24 protein-coding genes, 1 pseudogene and 1 riboswitch are annotated in these 24,796 nt (G+C 59.5%); of the genes and pseudogenes, 6 read left to right on the top strand and 19 right to left on the bottom strand.

The window, feature by feature from the left end:
* Window positions 1-195 precede the first annotated feature (195 nt).
* From atzF to FHX05_RS19190, 8 genes are all read right to left on the bottom strand, one after another.
* Entirely contained in the window at window positions 196-2,007 is a 1,812-nt protein-coding gene (gene atzF, locus FHX05_RS19155) for an allophanate hydrolase (protein WP_183873821.1), read from the bottom strand.
* Window positions 2,007-5,543 (bottom strand): urea carboxylase, encoded by a 3,537-nt coding sequence (uca, locus tag FHX05_RS19160; protein WP_183873824.1) that lies wholly within the window; start codon window positions 5,541-5,543, stop codon window positions 2,007-2,009. The genes atzF and uca overlap by 1 nt, the downstream gene beginning before the upstream one ends.
* Window position 5,544: 1 nt before the next feature.
* A complete protein-coding gene (locus FHX05_RS19165) occupies window positions 5,545-6,195 on the bottom strand; it encodes an urea amidolyase associated protein UAAP2 (protein WP_183873825.1) in 651 nt (216 codons plus the stop codon).
* Window positions 6,196-6,211: 16 nt separating this feature from the next.
* Complete coding sequence (locus FHX05_RS19170; protein ID WP_183873827.1) at window positions 6,212-7,030, bottom strand: urea amidolyase associated protein UAAP1; 819 nt, start codon at window positions 7,028-7,030, stop codon at window positions 6,212-6,214.
* Between the two features lie 2 nt (window positions 7,031-7,032).
* Complete coding sequence (locus tag FHX05_RS19175; RefSeq protein WP_183873829.1) at window positions 7,033-7,854, bottom strand: ABC transporter ATP-binding protein; 822 nt, start codon at window positions 7,852-7,854, stop codon at window positions 7,033-7,035.
* Window positions 7,851-8,669, bottom strand: a complete 819-nt coding sequence (locus FHX05_RS19180) for an ABC transporter permease (RefSeq protein ID WP_112608577.1) — start codon at window positions 8,667-8,669, stop codon at window positions 7,851-7,853. The genes FHX05_RS19175 and FHX05_RS19180 overlap by 4 nt, the downstream gene beginning before the upstream one ends.
* Window positions 8,670-8,722: 53 nt before the next feature.
* Window positions 8,723-9,796: a putative urea ABC transporter substrate-binding protein gene (locus tag FHX05_RS19185; RefSeq protein ID WP_112608579.1), complete on the bottom strand. Its 1,074-nt coding sequence runs from the start codon at window positions 9,794-9,796 to the stop codon at window positions 8,723-8,725.
* Between the two features lie 74 nt (window positions 9,797-9,870).
* Window positions 9,871-9,984: riboswitch (guanidine-I (ykkC/yxkD leader) on the bottom strand.
* 159 nt (window positions 9,985-10,143) lie between these two features.
* Window positions 10,144-11,043 (bottom strand): LysR substrate-binding domain-containing protein, encoded by a 900-nt coding sequence (locus tag FHX05_RS19190; protein WP_112608581.1) that lies wholly within the window; start codon window positions 11,041-11,043, stop codon window positions 10,144-10,146.
* Window positions 11,044-11,153: 110 nt separating this feature from the next.
* Here FHX05_RS19190 and FHX05_RS19195 point away from each other — a divergent pair, with 110 nt between their 5' ends.
* The 4 genes from FHX05_RS19195 to FHX05_RS19210 all read left to right on the top strand — a co-directional run bounded on the left by FHX05_RS19195 (window position 11,154) and on the right by FHX05_RS19210 (window position 13,661).
* A complete protein-coding gene (locus FHX05_RS19195) occupies window positions 11,154-11,906 on the top strand; it encodes a glucose 1-dehydrogenase (protein WP_112410304.1) in 753 nt (250 codons plus the stop codon).
* Window positions 11,907-12,168: 262 nt separating this feature from the next.
* Window positions 12,169-12,606 (top strand): curlin, encoded by a 438-nt coding sequence (locus FHX05_RS19200; RefSeq protein ID WP_112398897.1) that lies wholly within the window; start codon window positions 12,169-12,171, stop codon window positions 12,604-12,606.
* A 69-nt stretch (window positions 12,607-12,675) separates the two neighbouring features.
* A complete protein-coding gene (csgH, locus tag FHX05_RS19205; protein WP_112608583.1) occupies window positions 12,676-13,074 on the top strand; it encodes a curli-like amyloid fiber formation chaperone CsgH in 399 nt (132 codons plus the stop codon).
* A gap of 173 nt (window positions 13,075-13,247) precedes the next feature.
* Window positions 13,248-13,661, top strand: coding sequence for a curlin (locus tag FHX05_RS19210; RefSeq protein WP_183873831.1), 414 nt, complete (start codon window positions 13,248-13,250; stop codon window positions 13,659-13,661).
* A gap of 292 nt (window positions 13,662-13,953) precedes the next feature.
* On the opposite strand, the pseudogene FHX05_RS19215 reads toward FHX05_RS19210, so the two are convergent.
* The 11 genes and pseudogenes from FHX05_RS19215 to FHX05_RS19265 all read right to left on the bottom strand — a co-directional run.
* Window positions 13,954-14,178: pseudogene (locus FHX05_RS19215) on the bottom strand (CorA family divalent cation transporter); the annotation flags it as partial.
* Window positions 14,179-14,211: 33 nt separating this feature from the next.
* Entirely contained in the window at window positions 14,212-15,219 is a 1,008-nt protein-coding gene (locus FHX05_RS19220) for a hypothetical protein (RefSeq protein WP_183873832.1), read from the bottom strand.
* Window positions 15,220-15,235: 16 nt separating this feature from the next.
* A complete protein-coding gene (locus FHX05_RS19225; RefSeq protein WP_183873834.1) occupies window positions 15,236-15,598 on the bottom strand; it encodes a hypothetical protein in 363 nt (120 codons plus the stop codon).
* Window positions 15,564-16,151, bottom strand: a complete 588-nt coding sequence (locus FHX05_RS19230; protein ID WP_183873836.1) for a hypothetical protein — start codon at window positions 16,149-16,151, stop codon at window positions 15,564-15,566. The genes FHX05_RS19225 and FHX05_RS19230 overlap by 35 nt, the downstream gene beginning before the upstream one ends.
* A 194-nt stretch (window positions 16,152-16,345) precedes the next feature.
* Entirely contained in the window at window positions 16,346-17,644 is a 1,299-nt protein-coding gene (locus FHX05_RS19235; RefSeq protein WP_183873839.1) for a flagellar hook protein FlgE, read from the bottom strand.
* A gap of 157 nt (window positions 17,645-17,801) precedes the next feature.
* Window positions 17,802-18,518 carry a hypothetical protein gene (locus tag FHX05_RS19240; protein WP_183873841.1) on the bottom strand — a complete coding sequence of 239 codons (717 nt, stop codon included), beginning with the start codon at window positions 18,516-18,518 and terminating at the stop codon, window positions 17,802-17,804.
* 122 nt (window positions 18,519-18,640) lie between these two features.
* Window positions 18,641-19,270, bottom strand: a complete 630-nt coding sequence (locus FHX05_RS19245; RefSeq protein ID WP_183711376.1) for an exopolysaccharide biosynthesis protein — start codon at window positions 19,268-19,270, stop codon at window positions 18,641-18,643.
* A gap of 48 nt (window positions 19,271-19,318) precedes the next feature.
* Complete coding sequence (locus tag FHX05_RS19250; RefSeq protein WP_183873843.1) at window positions 19,319-19,630, bottom strand: hypothetical protein; 312 nt, start codon at window positions 19,628-19,630, stop codon at window positions 19,319-19,321.
* Window positions 19,631-19,700: 70 nt separating this feature from the next.
* A complete protein-coding gene (locus FHX05_RS19255; RefSeq protein ID WP_183873845.1) occupies window positions 19,701-20,690 on the bottom strand; it encodes a TerC family protein in 990 nt (329 codons plus the stop codon).
* A gap of 162 nt (window positions 20,691-20,852) precedes the next feature.
* A complete protein-coding gene (locus FHX05_RS19260) occupies window positions 20,853-21,578 on the bottom strand; it encodes a class I SAM-dependent methyltransferase (protein ID WP_112608599.1) in 726 nt (241 codons plus the stop codon).
* A gap of 140 nt (window positions 21,579-21,718) precedes the next feature.
* Window positions 21,719-22,198 (bottom strand): Lrp/AsnC family transcriptional regulator, encoded by a 480-nt coding sequence (locus FHX05_RS19265; protein WP_015343530.1) that lies wholly within the window; start codon window positions 22,196-22,198, stop codon window positions 21,719-21,721.
* 300 nt (window positions 22,199-22,498) lie between these two features.
* On the opposite strand from FHX05_RS19265, the gene FHX05_RS19270 reads away from it, so the two are divergent.
* Together FHX05_RS19270 and FHX05_RS19275 are read left to right on the top strand one after the other, a co-directional pair.
* On the top strand, window positions 22,499-24,253 hold the full coding sequence (locus FHX05_RS19270) for an alkaline phosphatase (RefSeq protein ID WP_183873847.1): 1,755 nt from the start codon (window positions 22,499-22,501) through the stop codon (window positions 24,251-24,253).
* 74 nt (window positions 24,254-24,327) lie between these two features.
* The gene (locus tag FHX05_RS19275) at window positions 24,328-24,792 is read left to right on the top strand and encodes a twin-arginine translocation signal domain-containing protein (RefSeq protein ID WP_183873849.1); all 465 of its coding nucleotides are present in this window, start codon (window positions 24,328-24,330) and stop codon (window positions 24,790-24,792) included.
* The last annotated feature ends 4 nt before the right edge of the window (window positions 24,793-24,796 follow it).

Raw genomic sequence — 24,796 nt, forward strand, 5'->3', positions numbered from 1 at the left:
ACGGTACTCACTCGTCGGCGTTTTTCCGTTCGGCATCGGTGAACCCGCCCCGTACAAAATATTTTATTGGTCTCCGAGGCTGCTTTGCTGCGAGCGAGGCAGCTCATGGCTGCCAATTGCCTGGGTTCTTGCGATCAGGCCATGAAGGACGATTTGCAATGCCTGCAGGAGAATCTTTCTCATCTCGTATCTCCTTTAAGCCGTGGCATTCGCGGCGCGAATGAAATTTCGCCAGCCGCCAAACCCGGTGATATCCTTGGCACCGGCCGTGGCATGGGCTTCACAGAGGAATCCGGAAACATGGCTGCCGTCCTCAAGCTGGATCTTGCCGATCCCCAGCGGGGCGGGAATATTCTGGACGAAGTGGGCAAATGCGGTCGGCGGTAACGCCCATACCTCGATTTCGATACCGTTGCCGGCAAAGTTCGGATCGCGCACCAAACCCGGCTTGGGTGGTATCGTCCCCGGCAGGGCGAAGAGTCGGTAACTGCCGTCCGTTCGATCCGTCTTCATTCTGTATCCGCCTTTTCCGGTGAGCTCGTGGTTGAGCGGCATACCGGTCAGATGCGCGCCGACAACGACGATCGGAACGACGTCAGCGGTTTTGGGTGTCACGCGGCTTCTGTCCGGCAGTGCCGCCATGCGATCTCTACCCATTCCGCTATTTACCGCTCGGTGCATGGCATCGGCGAAAGGCGCCAAAGCATCGTCGGTAAAGGCCGGCCCGACGAGCATTACACCGGCTGGCAGATGGCCGTCGGCATCGAAGCCTGCGGGTATGGCGATCGCCGCGCAATCAAGCAGGTTGGCGAAATTGGTATAACGGCCGAAATGGCTGTTTCTGACGATCGGATCGGCCTGCATTTCCTCGACCGTATAGGTCGTGGGCGATGTCGGCAGCATCAGGAAATCGACCTTCTCCCACTCCGCCTTCGTCTTTTGCCGCAATGCCTCCAGCCTGTACTTGCCTTCGAAGGCCGCGACCGCGTCGTAGCCTTTCGCGCCCTCGATGATGGTTTTGACCGTCGGATCGAAATCGCCGGCATTGCTTGCGAGGAAGTCCTTTACCGCCGCCAGGCGCTCGGCAACCCAGGGGCCGTTGTAGAGCAGTTCGGCAGCCCGGCGGAAAGGCGCATAGTCGAACGGGACGATCTCTGCCCCGAGCGATCTCGCCCTGTCGATGGCGGCATCGTAGAGGGCCTCGACATGCCTGTTGCCATAAAATTCGCGCTCGGCTCCATCCAGCACGCCGACGCGCGGGCGCACCGAAGGTAGGCTCGCTGGAGCCGCTTCCCGCGAGAACGGATCACGGACGTCGTAGCCTTCCATGATCCGGCGAATGGCGACCCCGTCACCAACGGTCGCGGCGAACACCGTGACGACATCGACGCTGCGGCAAGCCGGTACGACGCCAACATTGGGAACAAGCCCTGGCGTGGGCTTGATGCCGACGAGATTATTGAAGGCAGCCGGCACTCGGCCAGAGCCTGCAGTATCAGTTCCCAGCGAGAAGCTCGCAAGACCAGCAGCGACCGCTACAGCGGAGCCGGAACTGGAGCCGCCGGAAACATAGGCGCGATCGAAAACCGAGCGGGGCGCACCGTAAGGCGAGCGCGTGCCGTTGAGGCCGGTTGCGAACTGGTCGAGATTGGTCTTGCCGATGACGATGGCGCCGGCAGCCCGCAGACGCGCAACCACTGTCGCATCCGCTTGGGGATGATAGGCAAAGGCCGGGCAGGCGGCCGTTGTCGGCAGGCCTGCGACATCGATATTGTCCTTGACTGCAAAAGGTATGCCCCAAAGCGGCAGGCTGTTTGGCTCGGGTGCCGTCGTCAGCAATTCCGTCGCCGCAACTCGCAAGGCCTCAGGAGATGTCGGCGTGATGAAGATTGCCGGATCATCTGACGCCCCGCATCGGGCGATAATCTCCTCCACGAGGTCGAGCGGCGATAGACCTGCTCCATAAGCCTCTTTCAACGAGGTTAGGTCGAGAATAGTAGGCAGCATCAGATTTCCTCCAGAATGACAAGCACGTCGCCGGCCTTGACGTTGCGCCCAGGTGCTGCGCGCAGATCGCGGACGCGTCCCGCAGCGTGGGCGGTGACGTTGATTTCCATTTTCATCGACTCGATGATGGCCAAAGTATCGCCGGCTGCGACCGGCTGGCCTTCCTCGACAAGTATCTTCCAAACATTGCCGGGCACCGCGCTTTCGATGCCGAAGCAACCTTCCGGTATATCTCCGGCAAGGGCAGGGCTCGCTCCTTCGTCGACCGAGAAGCTGTCGAGCCCCAGCTCCTTCCAGCGTTGCCGTTCCGCCTCGAAGGCTGCCTGCTGCCTGGACTTGAAAGCACCGATCGCCGCAGCCTCGCGTGCGAGGTCCGCCTCATAGGCAGCGTAGGAGAATTCCGTCTCCTCGATCCTGATTGGATAGCCACCGTGCGGGAAGGCCGCACGCGCTTCGTTCAGTTCGTCATGCGTGACGGGGAAGAAGCGGATCTGGTCGAAGAAGTTGAGAAGCCATGGCTTGTCCTTGGCAAAAACCGGCGTCTGCCGCCAGCTGTTCCAGACCTGGATCGTGCGGCCGAAGAGCTGATAGCCGCCCGGTCCCTCCATGCCATAGATGCACATATAGGCACCGCCGATGCCGACGGCGTTTTCCGGTGTCCATGTGCGCGCCGGATTGTATTTCGTCGTCACCAGCCGATGGCGTGGATCGATCGGTGTGGCGACCGGTGCACCGAGATAGACATCGCCAAGACCGAGCACGAGGTAGCTAGCATCGAAGACGATATCGCGCACCGCCTGCTCGTCGGGCAGGCCGTTGATGCGGCGGATGAACTCGATGTTGGAAGGGCACCATGGCGCATTCGGGCGCACGAGCTCCTGATACTTACGCATAGCAAGCTCGGCCTGCGGATCGTTCCAGGAGAGCGGCAGATGCACGATCCGACTTGGGACTTTGACCTCTTGCGCCGGCAGCAGTTTTGCTTCGATCTCGGTCAAAAGGCCAACGAGGCGTTTCCGCGTCAGCGTCGTACCGTCATAATGGATCTGCAGCGAACGGATGCCGGGCGTCAGGTCGATGATCCCAGGCAGGCGTGCCCCGACGACTGCCTGCATCAGCAGATGCACGCGCAAACGCAGGGCGATATCAAGTGTCATTGGCCCGTATTCGATAAGCAGGTTGTCATCACCCTGCCGGCGATAGACGACAGGCACTGGCCCATCCTGGCTTTGGCCGACGATCGCCGATCCGGTCTCCTCGGGTGCACGGCGAACTGTCGGACCGGCGATAGCGTCCTGGCTGCGCGCCACCGGGTGAAAACGGATTTTGTCGCCCGGCTTGAACTGGCCCATCTTCCATTGCTCGTCGCGCGCAATGACGGCCGGGCAGACGAAGCCGCCAAGGCTCGGTCCATCGGGACCAAGAATGATTGGCATGTCGCCGGTGAAGTCGATCGCGCCGATCGCATAGGCATTGTCGTGAAGGTTGGAGGGGTGAAGACCAGCCTCACCGCCGTCGCTACGCGCCCATTTGGGAGCAGGGCCGATCAGACGGACGCCGGTGCGGGCACTGTTGAAATGCACTTCATATTCGGTCGAAAACAGCGTCTCGATGTCTTCGTCCAGAAAGAAGTCCGGCGCGCCGTGCGGCCCATAGACAACGCCGACCTCCCAGGTGCGCGTGAGGGCTGCCGGCATGTCCGCAGGCTTGGCCTGAGGCTGCCGTGTCCGTGCCAGTCGCAGCACATGGCCGGTCTGGAGTGTACCGGTCGCGTGGCCTCCGAAGCGGCCGAGGCCGAAGGTTGCCCTGGAGCCGAGCATGAGCGGCGCGGCGAAACCGCCCGCAACGGCGAGATAGGAGCGCTGGCCTGGGCCTTCTATGGCGCCGATGGCAAGCGTCTGCCCTGTTTTTGCGATGACGGCCTCACCATGCGGTAATGGAACGCCATCAAGGCTCATCGGCATATGGGCGCCCGCAAGCGCGATCATGACGTCGGAGAAGATCTTGAGCACCGGGCCGGAGACGGTCAGCTCCAGAGCCGCGGTCTCATCGGCATTGCCGACCAGCCTGTTTGCCTGGCGAAACGAGCGCTCGTCCATCGGCCCGCTCGGTGGCACGCCGACATGCCAGAGCCCCAGCCTGCCGGGAAGCTCCTGGATGCTCGATTGCGCGCCGGGCGCCACCACCTCGATCACGTCAGGCACGAAGGGAAAATCCTTCAGCGCCGTCGTTGCCACCTTGCCGCTGGCGAGCAGTTCCGATCCGGCAATTGCCTTCAGATAGTCGAGGTTGGTCTCGATGCCGGAGATGGAGCTTTGCGAAAGTGCGGTTTTGAGTTTCTCGATCGCGGCCGGCCGGTCTTCGGCCGCAACGATCACCTTGGCAAGCATGGGATCGTAATAGGGAGTGACCTCCGTACCCGTCTCGATCCAGCCGTCGACGCGCGTGCCTTCCGGAAAAGTGACTTCGGTCAAAAGGCCGGCGCTTGGCCTGAAGCCCGCATGCGGCATCTCGGCATAGATGCGCGCCTCGATCGCCGCACCCTTCGGAACAAGTCGATCGTTGCCTGTGATCACCTCTTCGCCGGCCGCCTGGCGGATCATCCACTCGACGAGATCGATGCCATAGACGGCCTCGGTGACCGGATGTTCGACCTGAAGCCTCGTATTGACCTCGAGGAAGTAGAATTCCTCGCATGCGGGGTCATAAATGAATTCGACCGTGCCGGCGGACTGATAGTGGGCGGAGGTGCCGAGTGCCACCGCCGCTGCATGGAGACGTTTGCGCACCGAAGGCGAAAGATCGGGCGCGGGCGTCTCTTCGATCACCTTCTGGTTCCGGCGTTGCAACGAGCAATCGCGTTCGCCAAGCGCGATCACACCGCCTTTGCCGTCGCCGAAGATCTGTACCTCGACATGCCGAGCCTTGGAAACGAAGCGCTCCAGATAGACACGGGCATCGCCAAAGCTTGCTTTTGCCGTGCGTTGCACGCTGTCGAAGGCGGCCTTCAGGCTGGCAGCGTCCTCGCAGAGTTGCATGCCGATGCCGCCGCCGCCGGCCGTAGACTTCAGCATAACCGGATAGCCAATCTCCGCCGCGGCAACGAGCGCCGCTTCGCGGGTTTCGACGAGGTCGCTACCCGGAAGCAGCGGCACCCCGCTTGTGCGCGCCAATTCGCGCGCCGTGTGCTTGAGCCCGAAGGCGGCGATATTGTCCGGCGTCGGCCCGATGAAGACGATGCCTTCCTTTGCCAGCCGTTCGGCAAAGCCGATGTTTTCCGACAAGAAGCCATAGCCGGGATGCACCGCCTCGGCGCCGGTTGCCTTGCAGGCGGCAATGACGGCGTCGCTATTGAGATAGCTTTCCAAAGCCGGCGCCGGGCCGAGCCTGACGGCTTCGTCGGCCATCAGGGATGCCTTTGAGAAACGGTCTGCATCGGAATAGACGGCGACGGAGGCAATGCCCATGCGCCGCAGCGTCCCGATGATCCGGACGGCGATCTCGCCGCGATTGGCGATCAATATTTTCTTGAACATCTCAGGCCTCACCGTCCCATACGAGGACACGGATCGGCGTCGGGTCGAAGCCGTTGCAGGGATTGTTGATCTGCGGGCAATTAGAGATGACGAGGAGCACGTCCATTTCGGCCTTGAGCTCGACATAGTCGCCAGGAGCGGAGATGCCGTCGACGATCGTCATCTCACCTGATGGTTCGATCGGCACGTTCATGAAGAAATTGATGTTGGGCACAACGTCGCGCTTGCCCATGCCGTGCTTTGAGACTTCCAGCACGAAATTGTCCCGGCAGGCGTGAAGATATTTCGTGCCATGGCCGAAACGCACCGTGTTGCTCTCGCAGGAGCAGGCGCCCGCCGATGTGTCATGACGGCCGCAGCTGTCGGCGGTCATCGTCAGCATGACGCGCCCCTCGTTGGAGATGATCCGGGTGCCTGTGGTGATATAGGCGGCACCCTGTTCGCGCATCGTGTCCTGGTTGGAATAGCGCTCGGAATAATCCCCGGCATTGTAGAACAGCGTGTCGATTGCCTGCTGGCCGTAGCTATCCTCGATGCGCAGCGTCTGGCCCTTGCGCACGATCATCGAAAATGGCGCCTCGGCAGCGATGAAATGATCCTGCACCGCGTTGTCGAGCGTGCGGGACGGCGCGGTCTGAATGAAATCGCTCATGATCGTCTCTCCCGGCTCAAAGATTGGCGAAGGCGTTGTTTTCAAAGCCACGCACGGCTTCGGCGGTGGCCGTGCGACACAGATCGTCTTCAGCGATAGGCTGAGCGGCAATGCGGGTCACGGTCACCGGTTTCGGTGCGTAATGCGGGTTTGGATCGAGCGGGTGAGGGCAGTTGGAAAAGCCGACAATCATGTCCATTTCGGCGCGAAGATGGATATAGTCGCCATCGTGCAGTAGTTCCGGCTTCCACACGAACTTGCCGTCCGCATCGACCCGGACGGGCGCGAAAAGCGTGAAGGCGGCGGGAATATCGCGCCGATCCAAGCCTGCTTTCGTTGCGAGCAGGATGAAGTTGTCGCGGCTGTTGCGCAAGCCTTGGCCATATTTTGCCTCGTTGGAGGCGGCGGTGGAGCCTCCCATCAGGCAATCATGGGCGCCGGACGAATCTTCCGTCACCGAGAACATGATACGCCCCATGTCGGAAAAGATCACGCGGCCCCTCGACAGAGCCGTCGTCCATTGCACCTTAACCGTATCGACGAGGTTCAGCCGTTCGCTCGGCTCAGCCGCGTTCCAGGCAATCAGGGATGCGGCGGAAAAGCCCTGTTCCTGCGCGATGCGCAACGTCTCGCCCGCCCTGATGCGTGTCGACCAGTACCAGCCGCCGGGGACAGTCTCCCGGTGGAGGATAAGGGCGGGGTCGATCGGCCGAGCGGGAAGTGGGCTTGGCGCCGGCAATGCTTTGGGCGCGAATTCCAGCCCCTTCCTTTGATGGTCTTCATACCGCGCGCGATTGGCGGCGATTTCTTCCGGCGAACGTCTGACGTGCTGCATGGCTAAATGTCTCCCGATGGTGCCAGGTCGTCCCGGTGGTGCCCCAGGGAAGAGACCGGGCCGTCCCGGTCGGGGCCAAAGATCGAGGCTGTGCCGGCAATGCGCGGCGGCCAGATGGAAATGTCCTTGGTAATGGTCGCGCCGTAGCGCTCCTTCTCCTCCGGCCGGTCGCGGCGGCGCTCGAAGGCGACGACGCGGGTCGCAAGCGTGAAGGCCTCGCGCATGTCATGGGTCACCATGACCACGGTCATCTGCGTCTCGTGCCAGAGGCGTTTCATCAGCGTATGGATTTCGGCGCGGATGCCCGGATCGAGCGCACCGAAGGGTTCGTCGAGCAGCAGCACTTTCGGCCGCATGATGAGCGCCTGGGCAAGAGCCAGGCGCTGCTGCATGCCGCCGGAAAGCTGGGCCGGATATTTGATCTCGGCGCCGGCAAGACCGACTTCTGCAAGAAGCTGGCGTGCCTCCTCTATGGCGTTCCGGCGCGCCGAGCCGAACAACCTAGCCTTGTAGCGCGAGGCGGCGAGCTCCTTGCCGAGCAGCACGTTGCCGAGTGCTGTCAGATGCGGAAAGACCGAATAGCGCTGGAAGACCACGCCGCGATCGGCGCCGGGTTCCGCAGGCAGCGCCGCGCCATCGAGCAGGATCGTCCCGCGTGTCGGCTGCTCCTGCCCCAAAAGCATGCGCAGGAAGGTGGACTTGCCGCAGCCGGAGGGCCCGACGAGCGCGACGAAGGCACGCGAGTCGACCGTCAGCGAGACATCCTCAAGCACGATCTGGTCGCCATATTCCTTCCAGACCTTTTCGATTTTGAGTTCGCTCATGCCTGCTTCTCCAGTTCGGACCAGGGGAAGACGGCGATGCGGATGCGATCGAGCAGGTAGTTCATGAGCACGGCGAGCAGTGTGATCCAGACAACATAGGGAAAGATCACGTCCATCGAGAGGTAGCGGCGAACGAGGAAGATGCGGTAGCCGAGGCCGGAATCGGACGAGATCGCTTCGGCGGCGATCAGGAACAGCCAGGCCGGGCCGAGCTGCAGCCTGAGGCAGGTTATCAGCCGCGGCAGGATCTGCGGCAGCACGACACGAAGGGCGATCTGCCAGGATGAGCCGCCAAGCGTCTCGGCCTTGACGATCTGTTCGCGCGGCAGTTCCAGCGCCTTCAGGGCCAGATCCCGGACCATCGTCGGTGCGACGCCGATGACGATCAGGGCGATTTTGGAGGTTTCCCCAAGGCCCATGACGATGAAGAGGATGGGTAGCAATGCCAGCGGCGGGACCATGGAAATGACGGCGACGAAAGGCGAAAGAAGCGCTCTCAAATAGGGCAGCATGCCGATCAGCATGCCCAGGCAAAGCGCGATCGCCGTGGAAATGCCAAGGCCGGAGAGCAGCCGGACGAGGCTTGCCCCGGTATCGGACCACAGAAGGTAATCTCCCGTGCGCGGATCGGCGATGAAGGCCATGCGGTTGATGGCGTCGGCAAAGCCGGCGAAATTCGGAAGCAGCTTGTCATTGGCGTTTTCGGCAAGCCTTGAGGCAGAGCCGATCGCATAGGCAATGATGAGCAGCGCAAACGGCAAAAGCGTCAAGGCAAGCTGCGCACCGGGACTTGGCTTGGTATTGATCCAGCGCATGAAAGGCTCCGCGGAAAGGCTGGCGGCGCTGGCGCGCCGCCGTTCAAGGAGGCTTAGAGCGACCCGTCGGTGGCCGACTTCATGTAGGCTTCGGTGAAGCGAAGCTTGACGTTGTTGCCGTCGCCGAGGACCTTGCCGTCGGGCATTTCGATGCCGATGACATCGGCGGAAGGCGCGCCATTGCCCAGAAGCCCCTTCTGGAAGAGGAAGTTGCGCACCAGATCCATGGTCTTCGGCAGGTTCGGCGAGGTGGTGAAGGAAAGCGCGTCGGCGGGCTTGTCGAAAAGCCGGGTTGCGGCGAGCTGCGCCTCGAAGCCCTTGAGGTCGGTGCCCGATGCCTTACCCATGGCCTCGCGGGCGGCCTTGCCCTCCGGCGTGTCGGCCTTCATAAGCGCGGCCGTTTCATACCAGATACCGGCGAGTGCCTTGCCGAAATTCGGGTTGTCCTTGAGCACATTGCTGTTGGCGACCATCAGGTCGATGATTTCGCCTGGCACCTGCGAACTGTCGAAGACTTTCTTGGCCGTCGGGTCCTCGAGAATGGTCGAAACCAGCGGGTTCCAGGTGACAACAGCCGAGACGTCAGGCGTCTTGTAGGCCGCGACCATATCGGCATCCGAGGTGTTGACCACCTTCACGTCGCGTTCGTTGAGCTTGACGCTGTCGAGGGCGCGGGCAAGCAGATAGTGCGAAACGGAATATTCGACGAGGTTGACGTTCTGGCCCTTGATGTCGGCAAGGCTCGTCTTGTCCTTGAGGATGACGGCGTCATTGCCGTTCGAGAAGTCGCCGACGATGACGGCCGTCGTGTCGACGCCGCCGGCAGCGGGAATCGACAGGCCGTCCATGTTGGTCAGCGTCACCGCGTCGAAGGCGCCGGCCGTATACTGGTTCATCGACTCGACGTAGTCGTTAAACTGGGTGACCTCGATATTGATTCCATATTTGTCGGCCCATTTCTTGACGATGCCGTGGTCGCTTGCATAGCCCCAGGGCATCCAGCCGACATAGATCGACCAGGCGACCTTGAAGCTGGTCTTCGGCGCAGCACTGGCGGCGGAACCGAGCCCGAGGGCCAGCGAAACGGACAGGGCTGTAACGGAAAGGATTTTCGAAAAAGTCTGCATTGAAATTCCCCTTTTGCTTTTGTCAAAAAGGGATCGGCAAAGACCATCGCGCCGCCAATCCCTTGGCTTACGAGGTCTCCCGGGCTTTTATCCCGCCGTGCATCCGGTGGGATTTCTCCCCCAGCCGGTGGTGGCTCTCGGACCAGCCACGCTCTCAACGGAGCGCCGGAACCCTAGCCACCAACTCAGCAAAATACGAAGCAAGCGGTGTGCCAGATCGTAACCTATTGATTTTGTTGCCAAGAGGGCGTCACGATTCTGGTGTAAAATTAAGCAATAGAAAAATTTGCACAAACAGTGTGCAAATTTAAGGGTGCGTTCGACTTGGCACAAGGCGGAGAATTGCCTTAGCGCACCAGTGCATCCTTGGGGAAACCGGCGGCGAGGCTATCGATGAAACTGCGGACCGCTGGCGGAAGACCGCGGCGCGTCGTGAACACAATATGGACCAATCCCTTCACCCCGCGCCAGGTTGGCAATACGCGCACGAGTTCGCCCTGATCGAGCGCTTGCCGGCAAGTGTGATCGGGCAACAATGCGACGCCCAGCCCTGCAAGCGCGGCTGCCCTCACGGCAGTAAAGTCGGCGCAGCCCATTCTCGGCTCATGGCGGAATATATGCGTCTTGCCCTCCTCCGACTCGAGAAACCAATTGACCTCACTCTGGTCATCCGTCGTCGAAAGCGTCGGTTGGGTCGACAGGTCATTGAGGCTGTGGATGCGGGCGGCGACCTGTGGGTTTGCGACGAGAATCCGGACCGAATTTCCGAGCGACCGCATGGTCAGCGACGCATCGCCATCGAGCGATGTTCGGACCCGGAGCGCGACATCGATCCGCTCCTCGATGAGGTTGACCGGGCGATCGATCGCGACGAGTTGCAGGCGCACCTTCGGATGCCGTGTCAGGAATTGCATCACAAGCGCTGAGATCGGTTCGACCAATCCTGTCGGACAGCTCATACGGATCAGGCCATGTGGCTCCGATTGAGCTTCGGCCACCAGGGCTTCGGCGCGCTCGGCTTCCGCCAGCATCGCCTTGCAGCGCTCATAGAAGGATTGGCCGATATCGGTCACCCGAAAGCGGCGGCTCGATCTTTCGATCAGTCGCACTCCGAGCCGTTCTTCCAGCCCCGCAACTCTCCGGCTCAGCTTCGACTTCGGCTCGCGCAGAGCTCGTCCCGCGGCGGCGAACCCGCCGTGGGCGACGACCTCGGCGAAGTAGAATAGATCGTTGAGGTCAGATCGCATCATCGTTCTCCATTTGGAACGATGAGTATCAAATTTGCCTGCTATTTGCAGCATCGTTCTGCTGGCATGTTCTTCTCAACGGCAACCAGCCGCAACAAAGGAGCATGACAGTGAGCAGGAAATTCGAAAACAAGGTCGTGATTGTAACCGGCGGCACGAGCGGCATTGGCCTTGCCACCGCAAAAGCTTTCTCCCAGGAAGGAGCTGCGGTCTTCATCACGGGCCGGCGCAGGGAAGCGCTCGATGCTGCCATTCGGCAGATCGGCGGCCGTGTCAAAGGTGTGCAAGCCGATATGAGCAAGCTTGTCGATATCGACCGCCTGTATGATGCTGTTCAGCAGGAGCATTCGCACATCGATGTGGTTTTTGCGAATGCCGGCGGCGGCGAGATGGTGCCTCTCGGCGCGATTACCGAAGAACACTATCAGAAGACATTCGACACCAACGTGAAGGGCACACTCTTCACCGTGCAGAAGGCGTTGCCGCTCCTGCGCGACGGCGGTTCGATTGTCCTCACCTCGTCGACGACGAGCATTTCCGGCACACCTGCCTTCAGCGTCTACTCTGCAACCAAGGCCGCCGTGCGCAACTTCGCCCGCAACTGGATCCTCGATCTCAAGGATCGCCATATTCGCGTCAATGCAATTAGTCCTGGCGTGACGGAGACAGCCGGCCTCAACGAACTCTTCGGCAATGGTGAGAGCGCGGAGAACACGAAGAATTACCTCGCGAGCCTCATCCCTGCCGGCCGCGTCGGGCAACCGGAAGAGATCGCCAAGGCCGTCCTATTCCTGGCCTCCGACGACGCTTCCTTCATAAACGGCATCGAACTCTTCGTCGACGGCGGTCACGCCCAGATCTAAGGCACGATCGCAAAGAGAACGACCAGATCAGGCATCGCAACGGTGCCTGATCTGCCTCCGGCTTATTGAAGAGGTTTTACGTGCCCGAATGCGAGCGTTGGAGCGGCGTCGCCATAGCATGGGGCGCTCGCTCCTCGACGGCGCGGGTGCGGATCTCTGCGAATGAACGCTGTCTGAATAGTGCCTTCAGCTTCCGTTCCAAGGACAAATTATAGAAGGGAGACGTTCAACCGCGGTCTTATCCGCCTGAGGAGACTTAGTCATGATCCGCACGTCTATCATTGCAACCGCACTCGTCGCACTCGTCGGCATCACCGCCGCAGCCCCCGCCATGGCCAATGATGTGCGTATCGAACAATATGGCTGGTCGAACTCCGCAGGCGGTGCTCAGGAAGGATACGGAAATCGGATCAGAACCTATCAGAACGGCGGTTATAACCGGATCATCGGCCATCAATATGGTCGTCACAATCTTTCGGCGGTCGGCCAGGAGGGCCATGACAACTATGGCGCCACCTATCAGAACGGCGACCGTAACGTAGCCGGCATCGGTCAGTTCGGCTCCAACCATACAACCATCCTTACCCAGGACGGGAATGGCAATATCGCGGCCGGCGTACAGGTCGGTCATGGTTGCAGCGCCAATGTCAGCCAGGGCGGTAACGGCAATGTCGCGGCCTTCGTCCAGGCATGCCCTTAAGGCACGGACACGACTGCGCAACGACAAAGACACCAGGATACCAACTGCAGGCCGTTAGGAGGATGATCCATGGCAAATAACGTCAAATATCCGCGCCACCTGATGGCGATTCTAGCGCTGGTCCTGCTTCCCGTCGGCGCGGTAGCGGCCATGACTGCGGCCAATCAATCCGATGGGGCACGGCTTTGCGAAATCAAGGCAACGCCTGGAGCAGGTATGGTGAGACTGGATGCGCTCGTCCACGCCGACAAGCATGTCGGCGGGACCTACACTTTCCATGTCGAAAAAGCCGGAAACGGTGGAAGTTCCGCAATCAACCAAAGTGGCGATTTCGACGCCAAGGCGGGACAGGCAGCAATCCTCAGCTCCGTTTCGCTCGACTCCAAAGGAACGGAATACAAGGCGACGCTGGATGTCGTGATCGGAAACAAGAGTTTCAGCTGCATAAAGCGAAGCGGCGACGACTGATCGGCCTACAAGACCCCGCAAATTCCCTAAAAGGGCGCCGACTTCCGGCGCCCTTTTGTCTTTCATCAGCCTGAAATGACTGAACGAGAACTGAACGGGTAATTCCGAATTGGTTCAGCCGCGAAATGCGAGAGTTGATCATCGGCCAAGGCAGCCGACACATGGAGATCAGGATGACCCGCAGCGTGTTTAAGATCCTTACCGTCACCCTTCTTGCCGGGACCCTGGGGCAGGGGGCATTGGACGCGCCAGCCTATGCCGGCGGCCGGATCTCGTTCAACCTCGCGCCGGATAATGCCGAGGATGCCAATATTTTCTCCACCGGATTGCGGGTCTATTCGCTCTACCGCGATCTGAAGGGTGCCGACATCCGGCAGCTGGGACGGGGGAATGCGGCCGGCATCGCTCAGGCTGGCCGCGGTAACATCGGTTTCATCCAGCAACGGGGCAATGGCCATTCCGCGACCTTGCAGCAGAATGGCAATAACAATGCCTATGGCATTTTCCAATACGGGCGAAATACGGAAACCAACGTGGTACAGGATGGGGATAACGGTATTGGCGCCACCTTCAGCTATGGCTGGTAAGGCAGTTCACAACAGTCCGAGAGTGATGGACATCCTCCGTCATCGCTCTATTGGCAATGACCCATTAAGGCGTATCCGCCTTGGACCACCGATGCCGAACAAGCCGTCGATATTCTATTGAAAGGTATTTCGGATATACCGTCGCGACTTTTTACGGCACTTAGTCAGCCGCGTTCTTGAGCGAGAAATTGGCGGAACCGAAGCGATCTAGGTAATGTGAACATCTCGGCCAGCTTGCCTTCTTCTATCACGCCCTCATGCAGAAAGACCACCTTGCTCGAGACATGCTGCGTCAAAACCAGCCCTTCACCTTGAACCAAACCAGTGTGATGACGGTGCTCAATATGATGACCGCCCAACCATATTGATATCCCCAAGCCCAATCATATTCGGGTATGTTCTTGAAGTTCATGCCATAGATGCCGGCAATAAGGGTTGGCGGAATGCCCGCGATCGACACGATGGTAAGAACCTTGAATATGTCATTCTGAGCAATGCCGATCAATCCGACCGTCGCTTGTCGAATTTCCGGACCTGGCCTTCGCGAGACTCACTGCTGATCGCAGATCGGGATCGGCCGGGCAGGCGGTGCGGGATGGTCCTTCTTATACTGGACGATGATCGGCTCGAGGGTCTCCTTGGGCCAGAACTTGGGCGTGCCAATTTCTTTCAGGCAGGATTCGTTCCAGTACAATCCGGATTGGGCAGGGGAATGTCCGGTCGCAACGGCCTTGGCAACCGCCTTGATATCCGAGGATTCGGGATAGATGTAAAGCGTCGTCGGATTGTCCTTCACCATGGAGATGATCTGATTGGCGTCTGAGGCCGACCAGCTTGTGCAGCCGTCGCTGCGGCCGCCGGCATATTCGACCAGCTTCCCGAGCGGAACATATCCGTCCCGGTTGGCATAGGGGCTCTGTGGGTCTTTCTTCATGCAAATGCCGGCGACCTTAGCCGCCGCATGTCCGCCGATGGCCCGCTGCCGCGCATTGGCGGTTTCGCCCTCGCCGTCAAACTGGAGGAAGGTGCGAAGGTAGGCGACCTCCTTCGCCTGCGAGAGCTTGTAGTAACCCTTGAAGGTCGTCTTCGTCTCTTCCGTCAGATAGGAGCCGCCCGTCGTCAGGTTGGAATCCATCGCGTTGCCGAAGTTCTTCGCACACATGCGGCCATTACCGAAATCGGCAACACCTTTGAGATCGCGACCGCTGCCGTGGCCCGATGAGACGATACGAAAGGTCTGGGCCGCCTCGCAGACGATATAGAAGCGGCCTGCCGACTTGCCGTCATTCGGCGTGTTCGGACGGGTGGCGTCCATGGCGAAGTAGCAGGGATTTTTGACCGTGCCTTCGCTCACTTTCCGCATGTAGAGCGCACGGGCTCTCTGCAGGACCGGCAGGGCAATCTGCCCGTCACCGGCGCCGACATAGGCGCCGAGCCATGCCGGAATATCCGGCTGCCGGGTTGCTGCCAGAGATTGCGATGTGGCGGGGATGACGAGGGCGAGGGAGCAAAGGCTGAGCATCTGGGCGACGCTTCGAAGGGCATATCTCAACCGCACGGAAATGGTTCTCCTATCAAATATCCTGGATCCACACCCGGCGCTGCCGCCTAAAGCAATCTTGAAAGCTGGCCTGCTCCACAAGCCCGGCTATCATGCGCTCGAATCCAGAAATCATATTTGTGCGCTGCTTTGCTGAACGAGACCCTAACAGGCGCGGGAATCTCTGCTGACTAGGAAAATTCTGTGCCTGCGATTCATTTTTCTGCCGGTTTGCGTCAGCATTCCTCAGCGATCGCGGCGCAAATATGGCAGGCGTCATGCAGCCCTTGGGTTGAATATCCCACGTCCGGGATCCTACTTCTTCTTTCGAAGCCGCCGTGTCAAATTGAGAGTGGAGGATACTAGCGGGCACCATGGCTCGATCGATATCGGCCATAATCGGCTATTGCCTCCGGTGCCAAATCCTGCAGCTCCTTCGAGGCCGGCCGCCCCTTGAGGTGGATAAATATCGGTCGCGGCTTGCTGGTTTGATTAAGCATTAGATAGGCGCTTTCTAATGGCCGCTTCGTGAGCCAGTCGGAATCATGACCGAATGTTATGTTCAGCTGCGCGCGATCGAGCCGGTATGCACTTGCAAACGGTCCGATACAGCTTGTTTCGACAATCGTCGTCGAATCAAGCAGAACCGCAGTCACCGTTCGCAGAGAGGCTGATATCCCCGAAACTATCGCGAAGATCACACCCCAGACTGCCCATATGATCAAACGCCTGCGCGTGAAGAATGGACCCTGGTCGAGCATTTCGATCGCAGGTCCATAACGATTCGGCCTGCGAACTAATGCGGCAAAACTGGAGACGATGGCTGTCTGCAACAGAAAACTGCTGAGGAATATCGCAGCCATGCGATAGCTACAGTCGAAGCTTGAGAAGAAACCATCGTCCAGGACTACCATCACACCCCCCGTGCTGAGTGGGAGACTATTACGCATGCCCAAAGGAACTCTTACTTCTCAACTCCGTGGAGTTTGGATCATTATCCAACGGAATGAAGATTAAACTGCTCAACCTGTGATGCGGAGAAAACCATGCATATTGCTTGGGGGTGCACCAGCTCATGGCCGCCGCATCAAGGCGAAATAGAAAAGGGCCCCGAAGGGCCCTTTGTGATCGATCGGCGCGAAGCTTAGCGCTGGAGGTTGACCAGCACGTCCAGCAGGTCTGAGCCCGTCTGGAACACCTTGGAATTGGCTGTGTAGCTCTTCTGTGCCTGGATCATGTCGGTGAGCTGGCCGGCCAGGTCGACGTTCGATGCCTCCAGCGAGTTCGACTGGATGTAGCCGAGGCCGTTGCTGTTGGCGAAGCTGGTGACGGTGACGCCGGAATCGGCGTTGGCCTGATAGACGTTGCCACTCATGAGCGTCAGCTTGTCCGGGCTCGCGACGGTTGCGAGCGGAATCTGATAGAGCGCCTTCGGATCGCCCTTCGCATAATTGGCGTAGACGACGCCGCTCTTGTCGATGGTGATGCCGGTGACGGGCGCTGCTGCCTGTCCATTGGTGGACCCGGTGGAGGCGAAAGCCGAGGCCTTCTGGGTCATCTTGGTCAGGTCCATTGCGATTGACCCCGCAGTCTTCGGATCGGTGATCGTAAAGCTGCCGCCGCTCGTCATATTGCCGTTTGTATCGAAGGTCAGCGTGCTCGTTGCAACAGGACCGGATGAGTAGGGGAAGGATGAGCCGGTACCCGTCGCCGCGTCGGCATTCCGGTAGACGGCGACTTGCCACTGATCCGTCTTCGACGGTGTTGTGGTGATGTCGGCAGCCTGCGTCTTCGTATAATAGATGTCATACATGACAGTGTTGCCGAGCTTGTCGTAGGCAACCACCGAGCTCTTCTGGGTGTCCGTCGTGGTTGTCGCCAAGTTTGCGCCCGGTAACGTCTCGGTTGCGCTAGGCACCACAACCTTAGCACCCGAATTCAGGTTGCCTGTAAAGCTGCCGGAGGTCGAGGGAGAGTTGGCAAGGCCGCTCTGGTTGACGTTGATCGGCACGAGGCCGTCGAAGCCGTTGACGACGACGGCAGGCGCGCCCGATGCATAGGAATAGCCCATCAGGGTATAGCCGGCGGAGTTGACGAGATTGCCATTGGCGTCCGGCTTGAAATCACCTGCACGTGTCAAAACCGTCTTGCCGTCGGCACCCTGCACGACGAAGAAGCCGGCGCCTCGGATCGATAGATCGGTGCCGGAATTGGTGGATATGGCGTCGCCCTGCTGCGAGACCGAATAGCTGACATTCGTCTCGACGCTACCGGAATTGTAATTGCCGCCGCCCGATGGCAGAATCAACGACGAAAAGCTGGCCGTTGCCGACTTGTAGGCCGTCGTGTTGACGTTCGCGATGTTGTCCGACACGGTGCTAAGCTTATTTGCTTGCGCGTTCATGCCTGAAACGGACGTTTTCATGCTACCAAAGATGCTCATTGGTTCCTCGCACGTTGCTGATGCCGCCACGATAGCGAGGGTGACTTGTGTGAAGCTGGCTTTTTCCTGTGTTGCAAAGTCGAGAAAAGTTTTCCGCTTCGATAATCAGCTTGCGGCGGAGCTTTGAATTCCGGGGCTGTTAGAGTGCAGGGCGTGCCTATTGCGCTGGCAGATGCGGGGCAGGAAAGTCCAGCACGCGGCTGGTATAGCTTTCAATCAGCGCACTGAACGGCGTGCCGTCCGGCAGCTTCAATACGGCGTGATGTTCGAGAAGAAACGGAGGTAGGGCGAGCGGCGCGCCGGCGGATGGTGGGAGATCGGCACCGGTGTCCCAACCTTGCGGGAGAGGCGACCAAAGCAACTTTGCCGACAAATTCGTGCGGGAGAAATTAAGGGCCTGAACGGCACGACCGAAGGCGACGTCGCTCGTTTCAAGGGCCTTGTTCATATCTGCCGTAAGCTTTGCCGGCACATACCAGTTATCCGCCTCCGATAGCACGCGATCGCCGCATGCGAGGCGCACGCGGCGATAGGCGATAGGCTCGTCAGCTCCAACCGCCAGCAGTTTCCGGATTTCAGTGTCGGCAGTCTTGTCCTGACCGCGCACGCGCTGCGCAACGATTTTCGAGCCTTCCGGGGCAAGCTTATGGGCAGCGCACCAGCGATCGAGCGTCAGCGTGGCGCTGGCATTGCTGAGGAGATCGGCATTCAGTGTCTGCAGGATTGCCAGTGCTTCCAGACGCGAGGTCGGCGTGTCGGGCCACGGAGAAATAGCTGCCATCTCCTGCGCGATCGCCGTCTGCGTGCCAAGGGCAACAGCGAGGGAACTGCCGAGAGTGATCATACGGACGAATGACGGGGGCTTTGATGGCATGCGCTGAAATCCTCCGGCGGATTTGATTTTACGGCCGAGGCCTTATGGCTGACTAAAATGTCGCTGGCATAAATGGCAGGCCCGCCGCCATTGGCAAGACCCGAAATATTGGGGATGCGCGTCTATGATCCGATTGCGTTCAGACCTGTGACGGTCATCCGAATAAGACCTGCCGTGGCGACGAAAGCCAGAGCGGAGACGAACAGTGCCGCCAGGATCAGCACGCCATCCCGTGCCATCAGGGCGACCGCGATCGCCACGAGGGCAGCGACCGGCAGATAGTTGCCGAGCGGGATCGGAAGGGCAATGGCGATCGCCAGCAGGAATATCGGAAATGAGAGCAGCCATTGCATGGTTGCGCCCGTAAAAAGGGCCAGCCGTCCGGGACGAACGACCGCCTCGATCCTGGCGAGGATCGGCGCGCTGTAACGCACGGTGAGTTCCACGATTGATGGCGAAAGCCTGCGTCGGCTGAGGAAGGCCGGCAGCCATATGGTCCGGCGACCGATTGCAATCTGCGCCGCCACCAGGGCAAGCGCACTGCCGAATACGACGCCGAACGGTCCCGGTATCGGGATCAGTGCCGGCAGCGAGAGAAAGAGGATGATAAAGGCCAAGCTCGGGTGCCCGAGGCCACAGAGCGCCTCGCCGATAGAGATGCCGCCCTGTTCATGGGCGAACCTGGCGAGCTGGTGCAGGCGAGTGGATGCCCGGTCATCATGCTCAGTCGTGCCGGCAGCCTGTTCTGTCATCGGACATCACCAGATGAGGACACCGGAATTTCTTGCTTACACAAAGCATCAAGCTTCATCGGCACCTTCGCCGCTTCCTTGTATAAGCTTGATGATGGGCGCACAGTCCGGATTGCTTTTGTCGAGCAGATTGGCGGGGCTGCTCCAGCCGGTCGAGAGGCCGATGACGGTGGAAATCGTCCAGAAGGTGTCTTCGGAGGCGCGCCGCGTGAGGGCAGGGACCTCGGACGAGAGACATGCCTGCGATTGCCTGATGATCTCGACGGGCTGGCCGGCGGCAGCCGCATGCCGCTCAATTTCGGCTTGAAGCGGACCAAGGGCGAAAGTTGCAAAGAGGGCTGCGAGGAGATTGGAGATCATATTTGTACCTTGTCGGAGATCTGTTTGAAGCGGGGAGGGACGTGCCCCGGAGTGGGGGCACCTCACGGCATCAGGCGCTTTCGGTTTCGGTTTTGTTGCGTGTCTTCAGCAGGCTCCAGCCGACGCCGCTTGCAATGATGGCGAAGGTGATGCCGAGCGAGAGGGCGGCGGGGAATTTTTCCAGACCCAGCATGTCGGCGACGAAGATCTTCGAACCGATGAAGACGAGCACGATGGCGAGCGCCGGCTTCAGATACTGGAAGCGATGGATCATGGCGGCGAGTGCGAAGTAGAGGGCGCGCAGGCCGAGGATAGCGAAGATATTCGACGTATAGACGATGAACGGATCGGTGGTGATCGCGAAGATTGCGGGAACCGAATCCACGGCGAAGATCACGTCTGCCACTTCGATCAGCACGAGCGCCATGAAAAGCGGTGTGATGAACCAGACCATCTTACCGGTCTGCGGATTCGGCTGCTTGATGAAGAAGCGCTCGCCATGATGATGGTCGGTGACGTTGAAGCGGCTGCGCATGAAGCGCACGAGCGGGTTCTTCGACACATCCGGCTCGGTATCCTTCACGACCAGCATCTTGATGCCGGTGATGATGAGGAAGGCGGCGAAAACATAGAGCAGCCATGAGAACTCGGCCACCAATGTCGCGCCGACGCCGATCATGATGGCGCGCAGCACGATGACGCCGAGAATGCCCCAGAAGAGCACGCGGTGCTGATAGAGACGGGGCACGGCGAAGAAGGCGAAGATGAGGGCAATGACGAAGACGTTGTCGAGAGCCAGCGTTTTTTCGACGACGAAGCCCGTCATATAGGCAAGGCCGGAATCGGCGCCGAGATACCACCATACCCAGCCGCCGAAGGCGAGGCCAAGGGTGATATAGAGGACAGAGAGCTTGATGCTCTCGCCGACGCCGATCTCCTTGTTTTCCTTATGCAGGACGCCAAGATCGAAAGAGAGGATGGCGATGACGAGCGCCAGGAAGCTCATCCACATCCAGAGCGGCTTTCCCAGCCACTCGACGAAGAGAAAAGACGTTTCCATGAGAGAAAACCCCTGTCGGCGCAATGTCGGAAACGGTCCGACATCGCAAGAGCGCCGACGGCTCTCACCAGAGGGGCCCGGACCAGCGGGTTGGCCAATAGCTGGGAAGCGACTGTTAGCCTTTCAAGAGGCTTGCGCGCATTTTGCAGCAGAGCAGCAACATCATTTGCCCGTCTCACCCGTCGCCCGACCGATGTGAACGCCGTAAACGCTTGCCCTCTCCTGTGCGACGAAATCCGCCAGGGCAGGGGGAATTTCGACGTGACCGCTGTGCCGCCCGAGGATGTGGAATCCTTTTGGAAGACAGGTCGCGATGCGGTCGATTATCTTTTCATAATCGACAACAAGCATCTCCCGTCCCGCCATGAGGCTGAAAAGCTCCGCGTCGGCGATAACGTGCTCATTTTCGCAAAACCAGTAGGAGGAGATCGTCAGGTCGGGAAGATAGCCGATCGGTGCCGGCAGGTTTCGTTGCTCGAACTGGAAACGCCCAGGCAGTCCGGCAGCCGATATCAGTTCCCGGGCGAGAGAAAGCTGATGTTCGGATATGTCCAGACCGTGAAGCTGAAGCTCGGGATTGCCGGCGAGATAGGCAAAGGCAAGGCTGAAAGCGCCGGAGCCGCAGCCGAGGTCACATACTCTTCTATACTTGTGAACAGTTGCACGAAGGCTGGTGAGCGCCTGCAGGCATTTTAGTGAGTTCCGCATCCCGAATGCACGCATAAAGGCATCGGCGGCGCGGCTATAGTCGAATATCTCTATCTGACGCCTGCTTTCGACGGCATTGCGCAAGGCGATGGAATCGTTGCTGGGATGATACAGATGATTGCATCTGAGCAGGACTTCGGCAAATTCTTCGAAATGCCGCGTCTGTACATCCGTGGTCATGCAAGCCGATCCTCGCCAAGGAGATTGTCTTTGGTATGATTGGAAGGGCTGTATGCGCAGAAAGCAACCCCTCAAAACTTGCCCTTGACGCTCAACAGGGCACGGCCGCGTGGCGGTGACCGCCAAGCGCCTTCGCCATATCAGCCGTGCGGCAAATGAACCGGAAATCCCTCGAAGGTCTTGAGGGTATCGAGGACGATCGCCGTCTTCACATGCTGGACCGATTCATGCGGAAGCAGCACGTCGTTGACGAAACGGGAGAGATCGGTAAGCCCGCGGGTGGCGACCTTCAGGTGATAGTCCATTTCGCCCGTCAACGCATAGGCTTCCAGCACCTCGGGCAGACCGTTGATGAGCTGCGAAAACCGGCGGGCGTTGTCCCTGTTGTGAGTGGCAAGCGTCACAGAAATGACCACGAGCATGTCCAGCCCCAGCCTCTGCCGGTCGAGATTGGCCTGGTAGCTGCGAATATAGCCCTCCGCCTCCAGTCGCGTGCGGCGGCGCGAGCATTGCGAAGGCGATAGCGCGATGCGTTCACCCAGCTCGTTGTTCGTCAGTCTGCCGTCTTTCTGAAGCTCCTCCAGCAGGCGTAGATCCAGTTTATCGAGCTGTTCTTCCATTGCGAAAAATCCTCAAAGTCCTCACGAAACGTGCGTAATATTTTCCCCTTCGGTTAAGATAGCAAGTTTTCACTCACGGTGATCGGTATAGCTTGCATGATAATGGATTGCGGATGACGACGAATTGACGGGACCGTTTGCATGTGTACGCAGCATTTTAGATGCGGCACATACAATCAGGATTGCTTATCGGTTTATGTTTTGGAATTAGTGGTTGTGGAAAGTTGACCCATTTTTACATGATTGTCATCTGGCTTTTATATGTGGGGAGCGGGAAGCAACCAAACGCAGGGGGTGTAAATGCGTAAACTTCTTCTCGCCATGATGTCTGCGACCATAATGTCCGGCGCAGCCCATGCAGCGACAGTCTATCCGTTGGACCGGGCAACGGTACTCGCCGGCTCTCCGTTCGATTTCAAGGTGGAATTCAGCCAGGTCGTGAAGCCGGAAGACGTGAAGGTCACGGTCAACGGCGAAAGCTACGACGCGGTTTTCGGCAAGGCGGCTGATTTCGTCGGCGAAGAAAAGGGTGCTGAGGACAAGGTTCTCGGATCTGCCCTGATCCTGCGTGGCGTCAAGCTCGCAAAGCCCGGCCAGTACAAGGTCGAGGTTTCGGCCGGCGACGAGAAGAAATCCGTCAACTGGGATGTTTATGGCACTTCGGCGACGCCGAAAGCCAAGAACATCATCTTCCTGCTCGGCGATGGTCTCTCGGTTGCGCATCGCACCGGCGCCCGCCTCATGTCCAAGGGCATGACCGAAGGCAAGGCCAATGGCCGCCTCGCCATGGACGACATCCCGCCGGTTGCCTTCATCGGCACGTCCTCGACCTCGGCGATTGCCACCGACAGTGCCAACACCATGTCGGCTTACATGACCGGCCACAAGTCGGCCGTGAACGCCCTCGGCGTCTATGCCGACCGCACGCCGGCAAGCCTCGATGATCCCAAGGTCGAAACCATCGGCGAGGCCCTGCGCCGCACCGGCAAGAAGTCGCTTGGCATCGTCACCACGGCCGAAGTCGAGGATGCGACGCCGGCAGCGCTCGTTTCCCATACCCGCAAGCGTGGCGACAAGGCCGATATCGTCGGCATGATGTATGACGTCAAGCCGGATGTCCTGCTCGGCGGCGGCTCGGCCTATTTCCTGGCGAAAAGCGTGCCCGGTTCCAAGCGCAAGGACGATAAAGATTATATCGCGCTCTTCAAGGATGCCGGCTATGCCGTTGCGACCGACAAGAACGAACTGGCGGCTGCCGCCGGCTCGAACCAGGACAGGCTGCTCGGCCTTTTCCATACCGGCAATCTCGACGTCACGCTCGACCGCGAATTCCTCAAGAAGGGCACTGTCGACAAGTTCCCGAATCAGCCAGGCCTCGTCGATATGACCAAGATCGCGCTCGGCAAGCTTTCCAAGAATCCGGATGGCTTCTTTCTGATGGTCGAGGGTGCGTCCATCGACAAGATGAGCCATCCGCTCGATTGGGATCGCGCTCTGGTCGATACGATCGAGTTCGACAAGGCCGTTGCCGTCACCCGCGAGTTCCAAGCCAAGAACCCGGATACGCTTGTTGTCGTCACCGGCGACCACACGCATGGCGTCTCGATCATCGGCACTGTCGACGATAACAAGCCGGGCACGGAAATGCGCGAGAAGGTCGGCACCTATGCGGCGGCCGGCTTCCCGAACTATGAGGACAAGGATGGCGACGGCTATCCGGACCGCGTCGACGTTTCGCGCCGCCTGTTCATCGCCGCCAACAACGGTCCTGACCACTACGAAACCTTCCGTCCGAAGCTCGATGGTCCTTTCGTTCCGGCGATCCAGAACGAGAAGAAGGAATATGTCGCCAATGAAGCCTACAAGGATGTGCCCGGTGCCGTCTTCGTGCAGGGCAACCTTCCGAAGGACGAGGACAGCGGTGTCCACGCCGTCGATGATGTCGTGCTCCAGGCGGCAGGTCCAGGTGCCGAAGGCTTCCGTGGTTACATGGAACAGAGCGATGTCTACCGGGTGCTGGCCGATACTTTCGCGCTCGGCACCGAAAAGATGTAAGTCCTGACAGGCCATGTGAATAGGGCAGGCGGTGTCGAAACCGCCTGTTTTCTCCATTTTTATGAGGGTACGCGATGTCGAAGCATCAGATCGCCACCATCAATCGCCGAGACTTTCTGGCCGCCGCTGCAGCCTTGCCTGTCATGGGCATTGTGGTACGTGCCAATGCCTCCGAGAAACTAGGCTTCGGCGAGCTCTACAAGAGTTTCGGTCCGCTCGGGCTCGAATTTTCTGACAAGGTCAAGCAGTCGAGCGGCAAGGACGTCGCCATCAACGGCTTCATGGCACCACCCTTGAAGGCGGAGGCGGCCTTCTTCGTGCTCACGGAAATCCCGATGTCGCTTTGCCCCTTCTGCTCTTCCGATGCCGACTGGCCAGATAATATCGTGGTCGTCTATCTCTCGTCCAAGCAGACATTCGTGCAGTACAATGCGCCGATCATGGCGCGCGGCGTGCTGGAGTTCGGTTCGTGGACCGACCCCGAAACCGGCTTCATCAGCCAGCTGCGTCTCAGGGACGCCTCGTTCAGGACTGTCTGATCCT

It is taken from the genome of Rhizobium sp. BK491 (assembly GCF_014194925.1).
Lineage (GTDB): Bacteria > Pseudomonadota > Alphaproteobacteria > Rhizobiales > Rhizobiaceae > Rhizobium.